The 17,487-nt window shown below is 63.6% G+C and carries 19 protein-coding genes and 1 pseudogene; 9 read left to right on the forward strand and 11 right to left on the reverse strand.

Translation table 11 applies throughout. The features are described from left to right. Positions 1-196: 196 nt before the first annotated feature. Both ACYG9Z_RS25765 and ACYG9Z_RS25770 read right to left on the reverse strand, forming a co-directional pair. Complete coding sequence (locus ACYG9Z_RS25765; protein WP_023715413.1) at positions 197-1,486, reverse strand: ABC transporter substrate-binding protein; 1,290 nt, start codon at positions 1,484-1,486, stop codon at positions 197-199. Between the two features lie 28 nt (positions 1,487-1,514). Then, on the reverse strand, positions 1,515-2,615 hold the full coding sequence (locus tag ACYG9Z_RS25770; RefSeq protein WP_023752918.1) for an ABC transporter ATP-binding protein: 1,101 nt from the start codon (positions 2,613-2,615) through the stop codon (positions 1,515-1,517). A 264-nt stretch (positions 2,616-2,879) separates the two neighbouring features. On the opposite strand from ACYG9Z_RS25770, the gene ACYG9Z_RS25775 reads away from it, so the two are divergent. Beyond that, complete coding sequence (locus ACYG9Z_RS25775; protein ID WP_023752919.1) at positions 2,880-3,590, forward strand: GntR family transcriptional regulator; 711 nt, start codon at positions 2,880-2,882, stop codon at positions 3,588-3,590. 3 nt (positions 3,591-3,593) lie between these two features. Here ACYG9Z_RS25775 and ACYG9Z_RS25780 read toward each other — a convergent pair whose 3' ends face one another. Beyond that, entirely contained in the window at positions 3,594-4,823 is a 1,230-nt protein-coding gene (locus ACYG9Z_RS25780) for a GNAT family N-acetyltransferase (protein WP_023752920.1), read from the reverse strand. Between the two features lie 91 nt (positions 4,824-4,914). Here ACYG9Z_RS25780 and ACYG9Z_RS25785 point away from each other — a divergent pair, with 91 nt between their 5' ends. Then, positions 4,915-5,973 carry a polysaccharide deacetylase family protein gene (locus ACYG9Z_RS25785; RefSeq protein WP_023752921.1) on the forward strand — a complete coding sequence of 353 codons (1,059 nt, stop codon included), beginning with the start codon at positions 4,915-4,917 and terminating at the stop codon, positions 5,971-5,973. Between the two features lie 15 nt (positions 5,974-5,988). On the opposite strand, the gene ACYG9Z_RS25790 is transcribed toward ACYG9Z_RS25785, so the two are convergent. Beyond that, positions 5,989-6,204 carry a DUF2842 domain-containing protein gene (locus ACYG9Z_RS25790; protein ID WP_023669401.1) on the reverse strand — a complete coding sequence of 72 codons (216 nt, stop codon included), beginning with the start codon at positions 6,202-6,204 and terminating at the stop codon, positions 5,989-5,991. 151 nt (positions 6,205-6,355) lie between these two features. Here ACYG9Z_RS25790 and ACYG9Z_RS25795 point away from each other — a divergent pair, with 151 nt between their 5' ends. Beyond that, positions 6,356-7,480, forward strand: a complete 1,125-nt coding sequence (locus ACYG9Z_RS25795) for a COX15/CtaA family protein (protein WP_023752922.1) — start codon at positions 6,356-6,358, stop codon at positions 7,478-7,480. A 53-nt stretch (positions 7,481-7,533) separates the two neighbouring features. Here ACYG9Z_RS25795 and ACYG9Z_RS25800 read toward each other — a convergent pair whose 3' ends face one another. The 3 genes from ACYG9Z_RS25800 to speB form a co-directional block, all read right to left on the reverse strand. After that, positions 7,534-8,373: an aminoglycoside phosphotransferase family protein gene (locus tag ACYG9Z_RS25800; RefSeq protein WP_023752923.1), complete on the reverse strand. Its 840-nt coding sequence runs from the start codon at positions 8,371-8,373 to the stop codon at positions 7,534-7,536. Between the two features lie 61 nt (positions 8,374-8,434). Continuing rightward, positions 8,435-9,361, reverse strand: a complete 927-nt coding sequence (gene argC, locus ACYG9Z_RS25805; protein ID WP_023752924.1) for an N-acetyl-gamma-glutamyl-phosphate reductase — start codon at positions 9,359-9,361, stop codon at positions 8,435-8,437. 29 nt (positions 9,362-9,390) lie between these two features. Next, a complete protein-coding gene (gene speB, locus ACYG9Z_RS25810) occupies positions 9,391-10,392 on the reverse strand; it encodes an agmatinase (RefSeq protein ID WP_023669405.1) in 1,002 nt (333 codons plus the stop codon). A gap of 98 nt (positions 10,393-10,490) precedes the next feature. Between speB and ACYG9Z_RS25815 the strand changes: the two are divergent. Then, a pseudogene (locus ACYG9Z_RS25815) lies at positions 10,491-10,710 on the forward strand (glycerophosphodiester phosphodiesterase family protein); the annotation flags it as partial. 188 nt (positions 10,711-10,898) lie between these two features. On the opposite strand, the gene ACYG9Z_RS25820 reads toward ACYG9Z_RS25815, so the two are convergent. Then, a complete protein-coding gene (locus tag ACYG9Z_RS25820) occupies positions 10,899-11,771 on the reverse strand; it encodes an aldo/keto reductase family oxidoreductase (protein WP_023689475.1) in 873 nt (290 codons plus the stop codon). 91 nt (positions 11,772-11,862) lie between these two features. Here ACYG9Z_RS25820 and ACYG9Z_RS25825 point away from each other — a divergent pair, with 91 nt between their 5' ends. Next, positions 11,863-12,762, forward strand: coding sequence for a LysR family transcriptional regulator (locus tag ACYG9Z_RS25825; RefSeq protein ID WP_023693291.1), 900 nt, complete (start codon positions 11,863-11,865; stop codon positions 12,760-12,762). A gap of 267 nt (positions 12,763-13,029) precedes the next feature. Here ACYG9Z_RS25825 and rpsI read toward each other — a convergent pair whose 3' ends face one another. The 3 genes from rpsI to ACYG9Z_RS25840 all read right to left on the reverse strand — a co-directional run bounded on the left by rpsI (position 13,030) and on the right by ACYG9Z_RS25840 (position 14,659). Continuing rightward, positions 13,030-13,512: a 30S ribosomal protein S9 gene (gene rpsI / locus ACYG9Z_RS25830; protein ID WP_023669408.1), complete on the reverse strand. Its 483-nt coding sequence runs from the start codon at positions 13,510-13,512 to the stop codon at positions 13,030-13,032. A 1-nt stretch (position 13,513) separates the two neighbouring features. Beyond that, a complete protein-coding gene (rplM, locus tag ACYG9Z_RS25835; protein WP_023669409.1) occupies positions 13,514-13,978 on the reverse strand; it encodes a 50S ribosomal protein L13 in 465 nt (154 codons plus the stop codon). Positions 13,979-14,194: 216 nt separating this feature from the next. Beyond that, positions 14,195-14,659, reverse strand: a complete 465-nt coding sequence (locus tag ACYG9Z_RS25840; RefSeq protein WP_023693292.1) for a PaaI family thioesterase — start codon at positions 14,657-14,659, stop codon at positions 14,195-14,197. Between the two features lie 146 nt (positions 14,660-14,805). On the opposite strand from ACYG9Z_RS25840, the gene ACYG9Z_RS25845 reads away from it, so the two are divergent. From ACYG9Z_RS25845 to ACYG9Z_RS25860, 4 genes are read left to right on the forward strand one after another with little or no spacing between them, the layout of a single operon-like run. Then, positions 14,806-15,627: an enoyl-CoA hydratase gene (locus ACYG9Z_RS25845; protein ID WP_023689473.1), complete on the forward strand. Its 822-nt coding sequence runs from the start codon at positions 14,806-14,808 to the stop codon at positions 15,625-15,627. 11 nt (positions 15,628-15,638) lie between these two features. Further along, on the forward strand, positions 15,639-16,061 hold the full coding sequence (locus ACYG9Z_RS25850; RefSeq protein ID WP_023689472.1) for a VOC family protein: 423 nt from the start codon (positions 15,639-15,641) through the stop codon (positions 16,059-16,061). A gap of 8 nt (positions 16,062-16,069) precedes the next feature. Then, positions 16,070-16,846, forward strand: a complete 777-nt coding sequence (locus tag ACYG9Z_RS25855; RefSeq protein ID WP_023693294.1) for an AAA family ATPase — start codon at positions 16,070-16,072, stop codon at positions 16,844-16,846. Then, entirely contained in the window at positions 16,843-17,364 is a 522-nt protein-coding gene (locus ACYG9Z_RS25860; protein ID WP_023669414.1) for a CoA-binding protein, read from the forward strand. The genes ACYG9Z_RS25855 and ACYG9Z_RS25860 overlap by 4 nt, the downstream gene beginning before the upstream one ends. The last annotated feature ends 123 nt before the right edge of the window (positions 17,365-17,487 follow it).

Consider the following 17,487-nt stretch of genomic DNA (forward strand, 5'->3'; position numbering starts at 1 on the left):
CGCGCCCCCCTCTGTCCTGCCGGACATCTCCCCCACGAGGGGGGAGATCGAACTCTCATAACGGCCTTCGCCAAACTCCAACGTTGCTAACGAAGAGCCGGCCATGACGCTGCCAATCTCCCCCCAAGTGGGGGAGATGTCCGGCAGGACAGAGGGGGGCGCGAAGGATCGCAACATCACAGTGAACGCGTCCGCTCTACGCCGCGATGAACTCGTTCCAGCGCTTCACCATGTAGCGGTCCTCGTCCATGACCGAGTTCCAGCAGGCGACCTTGCCCATGCGCTCTTCGAACGAGCCGCCGTCGCGCACGGCGCCGGCCTTTTCCATGACGGTGCCGTCCGGCGCCTTGATCTCGCCCTTGGCCGGCTTGCCTTCGATCCAGTAGCCCCATTCGTCGTCGGACATGAACTTCTTGGCCGAGACCATATTGGCGGAATAGTAGCCCTGGCGGTTGAGATAGCCGCCGACCCAGCCCGACGTATACCAGTTGATGTATTCGTAGGCCGCGTCGAGTTCGGCGCCCTTGAGATGGGCGGCAAGGCCAAGGCCGCCGCCCCATGAGCGGTAGCCCTCCTTGAGCGGCTGGAAGCGGCAGGCGATGCCTTTGGAGCGGACGGCGGCGACGGCCGGCGACCACATCGACTGGATGACCACTTCGCCCGATGCCATCAGGTTGACGCTCTCGTCGAACGACTTCCAGAAGGCGCGGAACTGGCCGGCCTGCTTGGCCTTGATGAGGAAGTCGATCGTCTTGTCGATCTCTTCCTTGGTCATGTTGCCCTTGTCGGCATATTTGATGCTGCCTGTGGCCTCCATGATCATGGCCGCATCCATGATACCGATGGACGGGATGTTGAGGATCGCGGTCTTGCCCTTGAAGGCCGGGTCCATGATGTCGGCCCAGGTGGTGATGTCGCGGCCGACGAGGTCGGGCCGGATGCCTAGCGTATCGGCGTTGTAGATCGTCGGCACCATGGTGAACCACTTGGTCGGCGCCTTGGCGAAGGTCTTTGAGTCCTGCGCTTCGACATAGCCGACCGTGTGCGGCGCGGTGCCCTGGGCAATGATGCTGTCGGGCGTCAGCTTGCCGGTTTTGAACAACGGCACCAGCTCGTCGTAGTATTTCAGCTTACTGACATCCATCGGCTGCAGCACGCCGCTCGGGAACACCTTCTTGCAGATCCAGTATTCGATGTCGGCGATGTCATAGCTGTCGGGCTGGGTCACGGCGCGCTGGGCGGCCGCGTCCGAATCGGTCGCCGTCATTTCCAGCGTGATGCCGAGGTCGGCCTTGCACTTGTCGGCGATCGCGTTCAGGTTCGACACGCCGGTGCCGAACTGGCGCAGCGTGATGTTGGACTGCGCCCAGATGGTCGGGAAGCCTGTAATGGCGCCCGAGCCTGCGGCGAGGCCGACGGCGGCCGCACCTGTCTTGAGCAACGAACGGCGCGAAATTCCGGTCTTTGTTTCTACTGTTTTTGTCATTCCTATTCCCCTGTTTTGTTTTGCGAACTCATGAATGAAGGCGCCCGAGGACGATGGCGTCCTCGGAATCCCAGGCGAGCGGTACGGCGCCGCCAAGGGCGACGGGTTTGGCGAAGAAGTCGGAATCGTCGATGATGACCGTGAAATCGTCGATGCCGGCATCGGTGACCGACAGCTTCACCGTGGCGCCGCGATACTCGATGTTGGAGACGATGCCGGTGAAGCCGAGGCCGGGAGAGGGTGCTTCGCCGATGCGCACATGGTCGGTGCGGATGGCGATGTCGATCGGCGTGCCCACCTCCTGGCCCGCCTCCCGGCCTTGCCCGCGGGCGGCGAGCGAGGCGCCACCATTGACGTCGAAGACGACCATGCCGTCGCGCGCGCCGGTGACCCGGCCGGAGATGACATTGTGGTCGCCCATGAAGCGCGCGACGAAGGCGGTGGCCGGCCTTTCGAACACATCTCGTGGCGGCGCAGCCTGTTCGATGCGGCCGTCATTCATCACCACGATCAGGTCCGCCAATGCCATGGCCTCCTCCTGACTGTGGGTGACGTGGACAAAGGTGATGCCGAGCGAGGTCTGCAATTTCTTCAGCTCGGCGCGCATGCGTATCTTCAGGAACGGGTCGAGTGCCGACAGCGGCTCGTCGAGCAGCAGCGCCTCGGGATCGGTGATCAGAGCGCGGGCGAGTGCAACACGCTGCTGCTGGCCACCGGAAAGCTGCGCCGGCCGGCGCGTCGCATAGGCCTCCATCTGCATCAGCTTGAGCATGTCGAGCGCCTTGGCACGGCGCTGCTCCTTGTCGACGCCCTTCATCTTCAGGCTGAAGGCGACATTGTCGACAAGGTCGAGATGCGGAAACAGCGCATAGGACTGGAACATCATCGCCGTGCCACGCTTTGCCGGCGGCAGGTCGGTGACGACAATGTTGCCGAGGCGGACATCGCCCGACGAAATGCTTTCGTGGCCGGCGATCATGCGCAGCGTCGAGGTCTTGCCGCAGCCGGAGGGGCCAAGCAAGCAGCAATAGGTGCCTGCCGGTATTTTCAGGCTGATGGCCTCGACGGCAGTCGTCGTTCCGTACACTTTCGAAACGGACACGATGTCGATCTCGGCGGCTTTGGACATTCAGGCTTCCCCGTTTGGTCGCATTACCCAATGCATTATGCGTGCCAATCGGCGGCAACCGGCCCAAGCGTTTGAATCGACAGAAAAATCGGGGTTCTTGCCCACTGCCTAGCCGGTAGGCTATCTTGTGCATTGCACAAATTATGGGCGATTGTGCGCGATCTGCACAAGAATCGTATGCAATCTTTTTTGGCTTCGTGTCCACTTTGCCTCTCGTGCGCAGGCGACGAGTTGCGCTAGAAGAGGCTGGGAACCATCATCGCCATGAACATTGCCGATCAGATCCATTCCGCCGACAGCGCCAACCAGGATCGCGCCCAGGCGATTCGCGACAATCTGCGGGACGCCATCGTCGACCGTCGGCTGACGCCCGGCACCAAGCTGTCGGAAGGCGAGGTCGGCACGCTGTTCGACGTCTCGCGCACCGTCGCGCGCGCGGCGCTGCAGATGCTGTCCTTCGAGGGGCTGGTGCGTACCGAGCGCAACCGTGGCGCCTTCGTCGCCAACCCTTCGCCCGAGGAAGCGCGCCAGGTGTTCGCATCGCGCCGGCTGATCGAGCCGGGCATAGCCATTGCCGCCTGTGGGCGGGTCACAGCCACCGATATCGCTGCGTTCCGCGCGCAGCTCGACGAGGAAGGCCGCTTCCTCGCCGAGCGCGGCCCAACCGCGCGGCGCTCCGAAATCAAGGCGTCGGGCGATTTCCATCTGCTGCTCGCCTCCGTCGCCGGCAATGCCATCCTGCAGCGCTTCATGGAGGAGCTGGTGGCGCGTTCGTCGCTGGTGATCGCCCTTTACGGACGATCCGGGGTGTCGGCCTGCGGGCACAGTGAGCACACGGAAATGGTCGGCGCGCTGGAGAGCGGCGATTGCGGGTTGGTGAGCCGGCTGATGCTGCACCATATCGACCACATCGAGGCGGATCTCGACCTGCGGGTCAGGGCCGGCCCGGCGCTCCGCGAAGCGCTGAATTTCTGAACGCTAGTTTTCGTCGTCCGTGGGAGCGGGCGCTGCCTGTCCGGCGGCCTTGCGGCGCAGCATCTTGGTCAGTTTCCAGACCGTCGGGTTGTTCTTGATGAAGGCTTTCGCCCGTGCGCCCTGCCGCAGCGCCGACGCCAGGGCGCGTCCCTTCAGCGTCAGGGGCGCCAGCACCTCGAAATGCTGGGTCTCGATATCGCACCAGAGCCGCTTGTAGGGCTCGTCGCCGACCGAGAAATCATAGACATCGAAGCCTGTTTGGCAGGCTTCCTCGATGATGTCGAAGAAAAGGAAATCGCCGGGGCTGGTGTGGCCGAGATCGTCCTCGGCGATGGCGCCGAATTCGCAGATCAGGCGTTTGCCCGAGCGGCTCGAGCCGGTGATTGCGCGCAGCTTGCCGGCCACTTCGAGCCCATGCAGCACAAAGGCCGGTTTCTCCTCGGCCAGCGCGCCGGCGAAGAGGGCACGGAAGAAAGCCCGCACCTCCGGCTCGCCGAAGACATTGGCGATGCCCATCTTGGCGAAGCGGAACTCCTTCATCTCGAAGAAAGCGTCGAGCAGCCGGTTCACGTCTTCCGGTGTCTGCGCCTCGATGCGGCGATGAACGCCGACCGCCTCGAACTTGCGTGTCTGCGAACGGTGCTTCTTGCGCTTGCGCTTGCCGCCCACACGCGACAGCAGCACATCGAAACCACCGTCGAGATTGACGGCGAGCGACAGGTTTGGGCTCGGAAAGTTGGAGAACGCCGCCAGCGGATTGGCAACGCCATCGAGGTCGGGGAGCAGCCTTTCCAAGGCAACGAGATCGATGTCGGGACGCGCCTTGCCGATCGCCGTCACCAGCCTGCGGATCCCCCCAGCATCGGCCTTTGCCAGCCATGCCGGATCGGCGGCGGCGAAATTGCCGTTGGCATGGCGCCCGCCCATGAAGCGGGCGACGCGGAATGGACCAGTTCGCGTGATTTCCAGTGCCAGTGCAAAGACCGGCCTGTCCTCGATTTTGAGCGTGGCGACGACTGCATCGGGATTGGCCTGCGCCGTCCAGGCACGAACCCAGGCCGCGCTTTGCGCCGGCGCAAACAGCGCCGAACGGCAGAATTCGCCGTAAGAGGCGAGCGCGGCAGCATCTGCGATCGACACCGACAGACTGGTCTGGTCGGCAGCCGGCGTGCGCGCAGACGCCTTGCTTGCGGCGAGCCGATTGCCGTCAAATGACGCGGTGGCGTCAACCATACCTCAATCCTTAAGGCGTATTCGTCGCGATCAGGAGTTCGCGTCGGCGCGTTCCGTGCTTGGATCGAGCCTAGGCGCAAAAGGTGAATGAATGATCGACGGTGGTGAGGCAGTTCGGAAACTGGCGCTTAATATCGCCCGCTTTACCGGCCTTGCACCGCTGGCCAAGCCGTTTGTCGGCGGCATTGGCGCCATCCTCATGTTGCATCGGGTCACCGCCACGCCGGAGAAGCCGGACGGCGTTAACCGCCACCTCAACATCGCCCCGCGATTCCTCGACGCTCTCGTCGCCGACATGAAGTCGAGGGGCTATGCCTTCGTCACCCTCGACGAGGCGATCGAGCGCATCAAGGCCGGCGGCAAGGACGGCCAGTTCGCCACCATCACCGCCGACGACGCCTATCGCGACAACATGACCGAAGCGCTGCCAGTGCTCGAAAAGCACGACGCGCCGATCACCATCTATGTCGCGCCGGGTCTGATCGACGGCAGCGCCGATTTATGGTGGGACGTGGTCGAGGATATCGTCAACGCGCGGGAGCGTTTGACGCTGGCGACGCCGAAGGGGCCGGTGACCATCGACTGCTCGACCCACGGCAAGAAACTCCACGCCAATGCGCGTCTGCATGCCTATCTGACGCTCGAGGTGCGCGAGGAGGATCAGCGCGCCGTGCTGCGCGATCTGGCGCGCTCGAACGGCATCGACCTCGATGGCTTGCGCCCAAGCACGCTAATGACTTGGGACGATATCCGCGCCGTGGCCGGGCACAGGCTGGTGACGATCGGCGCGCATACGGTCAACCACCGCAATCTGAAGCGGCTCGACGAAGCCGATGCGCGCCATGAAATCGTCGACGTCAGGCGCCAGCTGCAGGCGCAGCTCGGCGAAGACCCCCGTCATCTCGCTTACCCCTATGGTTACGCCAGCGCTGTCGGCTGCCGCGAAGTGGGCTTTGCCCGCGACGCCGGCTACGCCTCGGCGGTGACCACTCGCCACGGCGTGCTGCACGCCGAACATGCCGGCTTCCTGCACGCGCTGCCGCGCATTTCGATCAACGGCCGCTACCAGAGTGTCGCCCATATCCGCACCATGTTGTCGGGCGTGACGACGCCGCTGGCCAATGCCGGCAAAATGGTCGTCACCATCTGACCTGGGTCGGGCGCTTCAGCCTTTCGGCGGCGGCTCCAGGATCAGCCATTTGATGATGCCCATCGCAGGCAGCACCCAGAACAGGCCGCTGAACAGGAAGAACAGGAAATGCACCAGCGGGCTGGATTGCGACAGCTGCGCGACCGCTATGATCGACGCGACCAGCGCATAGATGATGACCAGCGCCACCAGTAGGAAGGTTCCGATCAGCTTTTTCAGGCGGATGGGCATGAGCGTTCTCGTTGATCGCCTCCGCTTAGGCCCAACCGGGGGCGCGTGCAACCCGTGACTTGCGGCGCGACGGCGTGCCGCGCCGTCCGGTCTTGTCAGCCGGGTTGCGATGGTTCACCAATCCGCCACGTCAACCTGCCGGGACCAACCCATGGCCGCCATATCAGCCGCCGCGCCTTACATTGACCGCGATCGCGATCTGCAAAACCGGGCTCTGCTGCGCGGCTGGCTTTATGTCGTGCTTCTGGTGCTGTTTGCGCTGGTGCTGGTCGGCGGCGCCACCAGGCTCACCAATTCCGGCCTGTCGATCACCGAGTGGAAGCCGATCCACGGCGTGATACCGCCGCTCAACGACGCCGAGTGGCAGGAGGAGTTCCAGCTCTACCAGAAGATTCCGCAATATGCCGAGCTCAACAAGGGCATGAGCCTGGACGCCTTCAAATCGATCTTCTGGTGGGAGTGGGCGCACCGTATCCTGGCGCGCAGTGTCGGCCTGGTCTTCGGCCTGCCGCTGCTGGTCTTGTGGGCGACGCGCCGCATCGAGCGCGGCCTTGGGCCAAAGCTGGTCGGTATTCTGCTGCTTGGTGGCCTTCAAGGCGCCATCGGCTGGTGGATGGTGGCCTCCGGCCTGATCGACCGGATCTCCGTCAGCCAGTACCGCCTGGCCACGCATTTGACGCTTGCCGCCCTGATCTTCACCGCCACCATGGTGGTCGCGCGCGGGCTGGCGCCGCATTCGGAGCCTGCCGCCGACCGGCCGACACAAAGGCTGGCCGGCTTCATCGTGCTGCTGGTGCTGGTCCAGATCTATCTCGGCGGCCTGGTCGCAGGGCTCGACGCCGGCCTGAGCTACAACACCTGGCCGCTGATGGACGGCAAGGTGATCCCGTCAGATTTGCTTCTGCTCGAGCCGGCCTGGCGCAACTTGTTCGAGAACCCGAAGACGGTGCAGTTCGTCCACCGACTGGGCGCCTACACGGTCTTTGCCGTCGCGCTCTGGCACATGATCGCGACACGCCGGCGTTTACCAGGCACGACACACGCACGCCGCGCGACGCTGCTGTTTCTGCTGGTGCTGGTCCAGGCCTCGATCGGCATCGGCACGCTGCTGATGCAGGTGCCGCTGCACATGGCGCTGACCCATCAGGCCTTCGCGCTTGTCCTGCTGGGATTTGCCGCCGCCCACTGGCGCGGCAACAAGGGCGCCTATCCACTGCCAACGCGGCCGCCCATGAACGCAGGTACATCGTCTACGGTGTCTTGGCCGTCGCAATAATCTATTTCGCGAACGAACTGCCTCGCTACGTCTAACGCGCGAGGCTGCGCCGGTCAGAAGCTGAGCCGCACCTTTCGGATCACTCCCGCAACCGACAGCTCGCGGTTCTCGTCGACCGCATTCTCGTCCTCATGATGCCATGCGGCCGACAGGCAGCCATAGGCGATGGCATGGTCGAGAGTGGCAGCCGGCGTCTGGCCGAGTGTCCTGGCGAAGATCTCGGCCATATGCGCGATGCGCTCGGGATCGAGGCAGAGGTCGTCGCGCCCCAGTGGGTTGTAGAACAGATTGGCGGCGTCGAAGCCGGGATCGCCGAGCACGCCCTTCGGGTCGATCGCCAGCCAGCCGCGCGCACCGTGCAAAATGTTGTCGTGATGCAGGTCGCCATGCAGCGGCTTGACCGCATGCGGGGCATCGAGCAGCCGGTCCGCGATTTCGGCGGCCTCGATATAGAGGCTGTGCTCTCCGGCGTCGCGATCGGCTCCGGCCTTTTTGAACAGGCTGGCAAACCGTGTCCGCAGCGGCTGCAGGTCCGGCGGGTCAGGGTGTCTTGTGGGCGAGAACAGTCTCCCCATCAACTCGGCCGCGATTGCGGTCGCGGGGTTGTCGCCTTCTTTGGCCAGAACGTCGGAAAGCAGGGTGTCGCCGGCATATTCGAGCAGCATGCGGTGGCCGTCCCGGCCAAGCAGCCGCACCGCGCCTTCGCCGCGCCGCCATGCGAGATAGTGCTCGCCGCGCAACTCGTCCTCGACATCGTCGAATGGTTTGAGCGCCTTGACGATGGCCGGCGAGCCGTCCTCACGCCGCACCTTCCAGATGCGGCTCGAAAACGTCTCCGCAATGAGCTCGGGCGCGCTGATCTTCCAGCGCTTTGGAAATGCAGGCGCGTCCATTCAGAGCGTGATGCCGAAAAGTGTTAAGCGGTTTTCGGGCAACATGCTCTCTCCAACTGAATTAAAGGCCGAGCATCAGATCCATGTTCTGAACGGCAGCACCCGAGGCGCCCTTTCCGAGATTGTCATAGACCGCAATCAGCAGCGCCTGCGCCCTGTCGTCATTGGCAAAGACATAGACCTTCATCCGATTGGTGCCGTTATAGACCTCGGGATTGATCTCGGGCAGGCGCTCCACGTGCTCGTAAGGAGCTACCTCGACCACGCCGCCCTTGATGGCGGCAAAATGGTCGGCGATTGCCGCGTGCAGTTCGGCGCCGGCCGGCACATGGTCAAGCCCGCCGAGCTGCAGCGGCACCACCGTGATCATGCCTTGGGCGAAATTGCCGACCGCCGGCTGCATGATCGGATCGTGCGACAGCTTCGCATAGGTGCGCAGCTCCGGCACATGCTTGTGCTGCAGGGTCAGCCCATAGACCTGGAATTCAGAGGCATCCTCGCCCTTGGCGACATAGTCCTCGATCATCGGCCGGCCGCCGCCCGAATAGCCCGAAATGCCATTGACGGTGATCGGGAAATCCGCCGGCAGCAGGCCGGCGGCGACCAGCGGCCGCAGTGTCGCGATCGGTCCTTGCGGCCAGCAGCCGGGATTGGCGACGCGTTTTGCATTGGCGATGATCTTGGCCTGGCCCTTTTCCATCTCGGCAAAGCCATATTCCCAGCCCTCGGCGACGCGATGCGCCGTGGAGGCGTCGATCACCTTGGTGGTGTCGTTGGCAATCAGCGATACGCTTTCCTTGGCAGCCGTATCCGGCAGGCACAGGATGGCGACATCGGCTGCATTGAGGAACTCGGCGCGCGCCGCCGTTTCCTTGCGGCGCTCGGCCGGGATCGAGATGATCTCGAGGTCGCCGCGCTCGGCCAGCAGCGCCCGGATCTGCAGGCCGGTGGTGCCGTGTTCGCCATCGATGAAGATTTTCGGTTTCATGTGCCCGTCAATTCCCTGCTAATTCAGGCCTATATGCCCTGGCCATGGTTTGCCGCGCCATGGTTGCCGCTGTTCAGCTCTTCCGCCCGCGCTTTTCGCTCGGCCACCAGGCCGAGATAGTGCATGGCCACCATCGAGCCGGCGATCGCCGTTATATCGGCGTGATCATAGGCCGGCGCAACCTCGACGACGTCGGCGCCGACAATATCGACCTGGCCGAGCTGGCGCAGCGTCGACAGGATTTTCGCCGAGGACGGTCCGCCGGCAACCGGCGTGCCGGTGCCGGGCGCAAAGGCCGGGTCGAGGCAGTCGATGTCGAAGGTGAGATAGGTCTTCCTGCCGCCGGTGCGGTCGACGATCGCATAGGCGATGTCGGAAGCCCGCATCTCCTCGATCTCGTGACCGTAAAGGATCTTGATGCCGAACGTATCGGGGGCATGCGTGCGGATGCCGATCTGGATCGAGCGGTCAGGGTCGATGATGCCTTCATTGACGGCGCGGCCGACGAACGAACCATGGTCGATGCGCTTGCCATCGTCAGGCCAGGTGTCCTGGTGCGCATCGAACTGCACCAGCGCCAGCGGCCCGTGGATGGCGGCATGTGCCTTGAGCAGCGGCCAGGTGACGAAATGGTCGCCGCCGAGCGACAACAGGAAGGCGCCCGATTTCAGGATTTTCGCCGCCTCGCGCTCGATCGTGCCTGGCGTCTTCTGGTGATTGCCCGAATCGAGCAGGCAATCGCCATAGTCGATGACGGCGAGATGCTCGAACAGGTCGCGCGAGAACGGATATTGCGGGTCGTTGTCGAGGATCGCCGAGGCGCGGCGGATCGCCTGCGGCCCAAAGCGCGCGCCCGGCCGGTTGGTGACGGCGGCATCGAACGGAATGCCCCACACGACGGCGTCCGCGCCCTTTGCATCCTTGGTGTATTTGCGCCGCATGAACGACAGCGCGCCGGCATAGGTCGGCTCGAAGGAAGGCCCCGTCTTGGAGCGGGCGGTGAACGCGTTGTCGATGGTCTGGTTCGCCATTACGGGTCCTTCTTTGTTCATCGGGCTGCCACAACTACAGAACCGGCACGCAAGATGCCAGTCACAGCTTGGCGAAGGACTTGTATCGCCAAGGTGCAAGGCCCGGCGGCTTCCTCTCCGGCGGCTGCGGCGATGAACTGGCGGTGCAGGCCGGCATGCCGGCCGAGACCACGGTTTCTGGGCCGAACGCGGCGCCACCATCATCCAGACCGACGAACCGAAGGCTGCCATTGGCTGGCTGGGGGCCAACGGGTTTAGGGTGCCTTATGTGGATGAGGCGAAGCCGGCCGAGCCGCGAATACGGCGAGTATCAATTAGAAATCGTACGTCGGCGCCATCACCCCACCCGGCGCTGCGCGCCGAGGGGAGGTAGGGCGTTGGCGCTTTAGATTCCGACAGTCGTAGCGATTGCGAGGCATGCAAGGCTGCCGCGACCTCCTACCTCCCCTCGATGGGGAGGTCGCGCCGAAGGCGCGGGTGGGGTGACAGCGCCGCCCGCAAAATCTTCACGCCGCTTTCGCCACCCCATCCAATTCCCTTAGCACATCGGCCGACAGCTCCAGTTCCGCCGCCGCCAGGTTCTCTCTCAAATGCCCGATCGACGACGTCCCCGGGATCAGCAGGATGTTCGGCGAGCGGCGCAGCAGCCAGGCGAGCGCAACCTGCAAGGGTGTGGCGCCGAGCCGCGCGGCCACATCCGACAAGGTCGACGACTGCAGCGGGCTGAAACCGCCGAGCGGGAAGAACGGCGTGTAGGCGATACCGGCGCGCGCCAGTTCATCGATCAACCCGTCGTCGTCGCGATGCGCCAGATTGTACTGGTTCTGCACGCAGACGATCTCGGCGATCCCACGGCCTTCCTCGACCTGCGCTGGGGTGACGTTGCTCAGGCCGATATGGCGCACCAGACCCTTGCGCTGCAGTTCGGCAAGCGCGGTCAACTGCGGCTCGATCGAGCCCTCGGCGGGACCCATCACCCCGAACATGATGCGCAGATTGACGACATCCAGCACCTCAAGACCGAGATTCCTGAGATTATCGTGCACGGCCTGCTCAAGTTCCTTGGCGGAATAGGCAGGCAGCCATGAGCCGTCGCTGCCGCGCCGCGCCCCGATCTTTGTGACGATGACGAGGTCTTGCGGATAGGGCGCCAGCGCTTCGCGGATCAGCTGGTTGGTGACATGCGGGCCATAATAGTCGCTGGTGTCGATGTGGTTGACCCCGGAGGCCACCGCTTCGCGCAGCACTGCAATGGCCGCGTCATGATTCTTCGGCGGACCGAAAACGTGCGGGCCGGCAAGTTGCATGGCGCCGTAGCCGAGCCGTTTCACGGTGTGGCTGCCGAGGGTGAATGTGCCGGATTTTTGGATGGTGGACATGGTCGGTCTCCTTTGAGGAGGCGAAGATAGACGCTGCTCAACCTCGGGATAATAAGGTACAATCCGTACAGCTTGTGCGGAATGGCGAACAATGATGGACCTTGGCGACCTGAACGCTTTCGTGACGGTGGCGCGTGCCGGCGGCTTTCGCGAAGGGGCTCGCGCCGGCGGCGGCAGCGCGTCGGGCCTGAGCGAAGCGGTGCGCCGCCTGGAGACGCAGCTCGGCGTCAGGCTGTTCAACCGCACGACACGCAGCGTCGTTCCGACCGACGCAGGTCTCAGCCTGCTCGGACGGCTTGGCCCGGCGCTGTCGGAGGTGGAGGCGGCCCTCGACGTGGTCAATGGCTTTCGCGACAGGCCGGCTGGTTCGCTGCGCCTCAACGTCCCGGTCAGCGCCGCGCGGCTGATATTGCCCGACATCGTTCCGGGCTTCCTCGCCGCCTATCCCGGCATTCGGCTGGAGGTCATCGCCGATGAGAACTTCGTCGACGTGCTGGCGGCGGGCTGCGACGCCGGCATCCGCTATGACGAGCGACTGGAGCAGGACATGATCGCGGTGCCGATCGGACCGCGCGTCCAGCGCTTCGCCACTGGCGCCAGCCCCGCCTATCTCGAGCGCCATGGGCGGCCGCAGCACCCGAGCGACCTGCTTGGCCATGCTTGTCTGCGCGGTCGTTTTGCCAGCGGTGCGATGCTGCCGTGGGAATTCGAGCGCGACGGCGAGGTGGTGCGTGTCGACACGACGGGGCCGTTGATCGTGCGGATCGGCGGGGCGAGCGATCTTGCCGTCCATGCGGCCATTGCCGGCAGCGGCATCGTCGCTCTCTTCGAGGGCTGGCTTCGCCCTCACTTCGAAAGCGGCGCCCTGGAGCCCGTGCTCGAACCGTGGTGGCAGAGTTTTCCCGGACCATTTCTGTACTATCCCGGACGGCGTCTGGTTCCAGCGCCGCTACGGGCGTTTATCGATTACATCAAGGCCGGCAAGTTCTGAGACTTGAACCGAGGCCGGCGCCATCACCCCACCCGGCGCTTCGCGCCGACCTCCCCATCGAGGGGAGGTAGGGTGCCGCGTTTTTATGGTCGAACTGGTTTGCTAGCCGCTGGACCATCGTGGATTGTCCGGGCGGCAAAACTGCCGCGACCTCCTACCTCCCCTCGATGGGGAGGTCGGCGCGAAGCGCCGGGTGGGGTGACTGCCGAGACCCAAAAGAAAAGGCCGCCCGGAGGCGGCCTTTCGATGTCTGGAACGTCGCAGCGCTTAGCGCTTCGAGAACTGGAAGGAACGACGGGCCTTCGCCTTGCCGTACTTCTTGCGCTCGACGACGCGGCTGTCGCGGGTCAGGAAGCCGCCCTTCTTGAGCACGGCGCGCAGTGCCGGCTCATAGTAGGTCAGCGCCTTGGAGATGCCGTGACGAACGGCACCGGCCTGGCCGGACAGGCCGCCGCCGATGACGGTGGCGACGATGTCGTACTGGCCGGCGCGGTTGGAAGCGATGATCGGCTGGTTGAGGATCATCTGCAGGACCGGACGCGCGAAATAGGTCGCGAATTCCTTGTCGTTGACGACGATCTTGCCCGAACCCGGCTTCACCCAGACGCGGGCGATGGCGTTCTTGCGCTTGCCGGTGGCATAGGCGCGGCCCGACTTGTCGAGCTTCTGGACATGGACGGGTGCTGCCGGCTGGGTGTTGGTGTTGCCGGTGGCGGCGCCCAATTCTGCGAGCGAGGAAAGCTCAGCCATCTTATGCAACCTTCTTGTTCTTGGCGTTCAGCGCGCCGACGTCGAGGGTGACGGGCTGCTGGGCGACATGCGGATGTTCCGTGCCTGCATAGACGCGGAGGTTCTTCATCTGACGACGGCCGAGCGGCCCGCGCGGGATCATGCGTTCGACGGCCTTCTCGACGACACGCTCGGGGAAACGGCCCTCGAGCAGCTGGCGCGCGGTGCGCTCCTTGATGCCGCCGGGGTGACCGGTGTGCCAGTAATAGACCTTGTCGGTGAACTTCTTGCCGGTGAACACCACCTTGTCGGCATTGATGACAATGACGTTATCGCCGTCGTCGACATGCGGGGTGAAGGTGGGCTTGTGCTTGCCGCGAAGATGATTGGCGATGACAGTGGCGAGACGGCCGACGACGAGACCCTCGGCGTCGATCAGCACCCACTTCTTCACCACATCCGCAGGCTTCTGCGAAAAGGTTGCCATGGATTTTCTGCTTTCGATTTTGACCTTCCGAAGAAGGCGTTTCTTGTTGCTTGGATTGGCGACAAGGCACTTGCCCGCCGCCAATAACAAAACGGCGGCCTTTGCGGGCCGCTGCTTCGTGACGGCTTATAGGCGAGGGGGTGGTGCACGTCAAGGCGCGGGAAAAGCACGTCTGCTCGTAAAGTGTAATAAAAACAAAGGTTTGATCAAAAGGTATTATTTTACCACATCGGCGGCGCGCTTCGGCGGGATCGAATAGGTGCCGGTCGCATGCGCTACCGTGTGTCCCTTCGGTCCGGCGACGATGTCGATATCGAACACCATCAGGCTCTTGCCCAGCTTCAGGATGCGGCAATGGCCGTCGATCGGCCCGGCTTCGGCCTTGCGGACAAAATTGATGTTGAGGTTGACGGTAACCGAAAGCGCATCCGGCCCGGCATGGCTGAGCACGCAGACATAGCCGCCAATGTCGGCCAGCGTGAACAGCGAGGGCCCGGACACCGTGCCGCCGGGACGCAAATGCCGTTCGCTGGCGTTGAGCCGCACCGTGCAGCCGCCGGGAAACACATCGAGCGCCTCATACGACGTGAACTCGTCGTTGAGCTGGGGGTAGACGCTGGCCATCAGCGCATTGACTTCAGCCGCCGTCAGCACCGGCTTGAGATTGTCCTGGGCGGGCATGTCGGTCTCTCGTTCTATGCCGGGCCTGTATGAACGCAATGATGCGCTTCTGGCAACACCTCTGGCGCAAGCGATGGGTGTTGATGAAACTCGATCCGATATTAGATAGTCTGGCGGCGCCCGGCGGAATCGCGGAGACCCTTGTCATGGCCGAAATCCTTTCGATCAAACCTGTTGCCATAGACGGGCCGGTCATCGCCGGGCTGGACAAGGGCGTGCTGCGCCTGACGCTCGCCAATCCGCCCGCCAATGCCTTGTCGCTTTCCGTCATGGCGGCATTGAGCGCCGAGCTCGACCGTGCCAAGGCCAACAAATCGGTCCGCGTCATCGTCTTGGCGGCCGCCGGGAAAGTCTTCTGCGCCGGTCACGATCTCAAGGAAATGACCGCGCGCCGCGCCGACGCCGACAAGGGCAAGGGGTTTTTCGAGCAGACATTTTCGGCTTGCGCGGCGTTGATGCAGCAGATCGTGCGCCATCCGCTCCCGATCATCGCCGAAGTCGATGGCCTAGCCACCGCTGCGGGGCTGCAACTGGTTTGCAGTTGCGACCTCGCCATTGCCTCGCATGAAGCGACCTTCTGCACGCCGGGCGTCAATATCGGCCTGTTTTGTTCGACGCCGATGGTGGCGCTGTCACGCAACGTGTCTCACAAGCACGCCATGGAAATGCTGCTCACCGGCGAGACCATCGATGCCGCAACCGCCAAGGAATTCGGCCTGGTCAACCGCGTCGTGCCGCGCGAATACCTGAATCAGATCGTCACCAAATACGCGCAAACCATTGCCTCCAAATCATCTCTGGTGGTCAAGACCGGCAAGGAAGCCTTTTACGCGCAGGCCGAGATGGGGTTGGCGGACGCGTATGCCTATACCGGCCGCGTCATGGTCGAGAACATGCTGGCCCGCGACGCCGAGGAAGGCATCGGCGCCTTCATCGGCAAGCGCAAACCGGAATGGACGGACGAATAGGTTTTCGATCCATGGAACCGCGCATCTCCATCATCACCATCGCCACCGACGATCTCGAGCGCGCCGTGCGCTTTTACGAAGGCATGGGCTTGAAGCGCCACGCCGGCATCACCGATGGCGTCGCCTTCTTCCAGATGGGCGGCGCCATTCTCGGCCTGTTCCCGAGGCCAAGCGCCGAGGAGGATTCAGGCATTGCCTTCGCCGCAGCACCGTCGGCGGTCTACCTCGCCTACAACACCCGCTCCGATGCCGAAGTCGACGACGTGCTGGCGGCCGCCGAGAAGGCCGGCGGCAGGATCGTCAAGCCGGCAGGCCGCGCCTTCTGGGGCGGCTGGTATGGATATTTCGCCGATGCCGACGGCCATGTCTGGGAAGTCGCACACAATCCGGCCTTCCCGATCGCGGATGACGGCACCATCTCGCTGCCGGACTGAGCGTCCGCATGGGCTATCGCAAGCAACTGACCCGGCTTAAGGCGCCTTATCTCAAACGCATCCTGATTGACCCCGAGCGCGTGGAAGATTGGGACAAGTATCCCTGGAACCTGCCTCTGTTCCGCGGCCGCGAATTCGAGCTCGAATTCACCACGCCGATCACCATCATTGTCGGCGAAAACGGCACCGGCAAATCGACGCTGCTGGAAGCGATCGGCGCGCTGGCCGGTTACGACGAAGCCGGCGGCGGCAAGGGCTACATGCCCGTCGACCACTCCGGCGCCATCGACGAGAGTGGTGCAGCGCTTGCCGACACGTTGCGCGGCCACTGGCTGCCGAAGGTCACAGCGGGTTGGTTCTTCCGCGCCGAATCTTTTTACTCGGTTGCCCGCTATCTCGATCAGGCGGCGCTGGAATCTGGCGGGGCGCCGCCGGATTTCCTGTCCTGGTCGCATGGTGAAGGGTTCATCCGCTTCTTCGAGGAGCGCTGCCGCCGGCAAGGTATCTACATCCTCGACGAGCCCGAAAGCGCGCTGTCGCCATCGCGGCAGATCGAGCTGCTGAAGATGCTGCGGCGCATGGACCGGTCCGGCACGGCTCAAGTGATCATGGCGACGCACTCGCCGCTGCTGATGGCCTGTCCGGGCGCGCGGCTGTTCCGCATCAGCCGCTTCGGCCTCGACCCCACAGATTTCACCGATACCGATCATTTTCGCATGATGCGCGACTTCTGCACGGACCCGCAGTCCTTTATGGAGGAAGCACTGAGGGAGACCGACGAGTGAATCACGATAGCTACGACAATGCCTACATCGGCGGCATCCTCAATTCTGTGAAGACCATCGCCATGGTCGGCGCGTCGGCCAACGATGTCAGGCCGAGCTTTTTCGTGCTGAAATACCTGCTGGCCAAGGGCTTTTCGGTGTTTCCGATCAATCCGGGGCAGGCCGGCAAGGAAATCCTCGGCCGCATGACCTATGCCAGCCTTGCCGATCTGCCTGAACCGGTCGACATGGTCGACATCTTTCGCGCCTCCGCAGCGGTGCCCGGCATTGTCGATGAGGTGCTGAAGCTCGACCCCTTGCCGAAAGTCGTCTGGATGCAGCTTGGCGTGCGCGATGACGAGGCGGCCGCGCGTGCCGAGGCGGCCGGTATCAAGGTGGTGATGAACCGCTGCCCGAAGATCGAATATGGCAAGCTGTCGGGCGAGATCGGCTGGACCGGCGTCAACTCCGGTGTGCTTTCGTCGAAGAAGCCGCTGATGCGGTCGGGATTCCAGAGTTTCGGTGTGCGCCAGAAGTAAGGCAGTGAATGGTGAATGGTGAATAGAAGGATTTTCCTGGAAGCCGGGTAAAGCCGCATATGAGCGGCTTGCAATCAAGGTGGGACTGGCCGACTTTGCGACCACCATTCATCGCTCACCATT

The sequence above is a fragment of the Mesorhizobium sp. RSR380A genome (genome assembly GCF_054719385.1).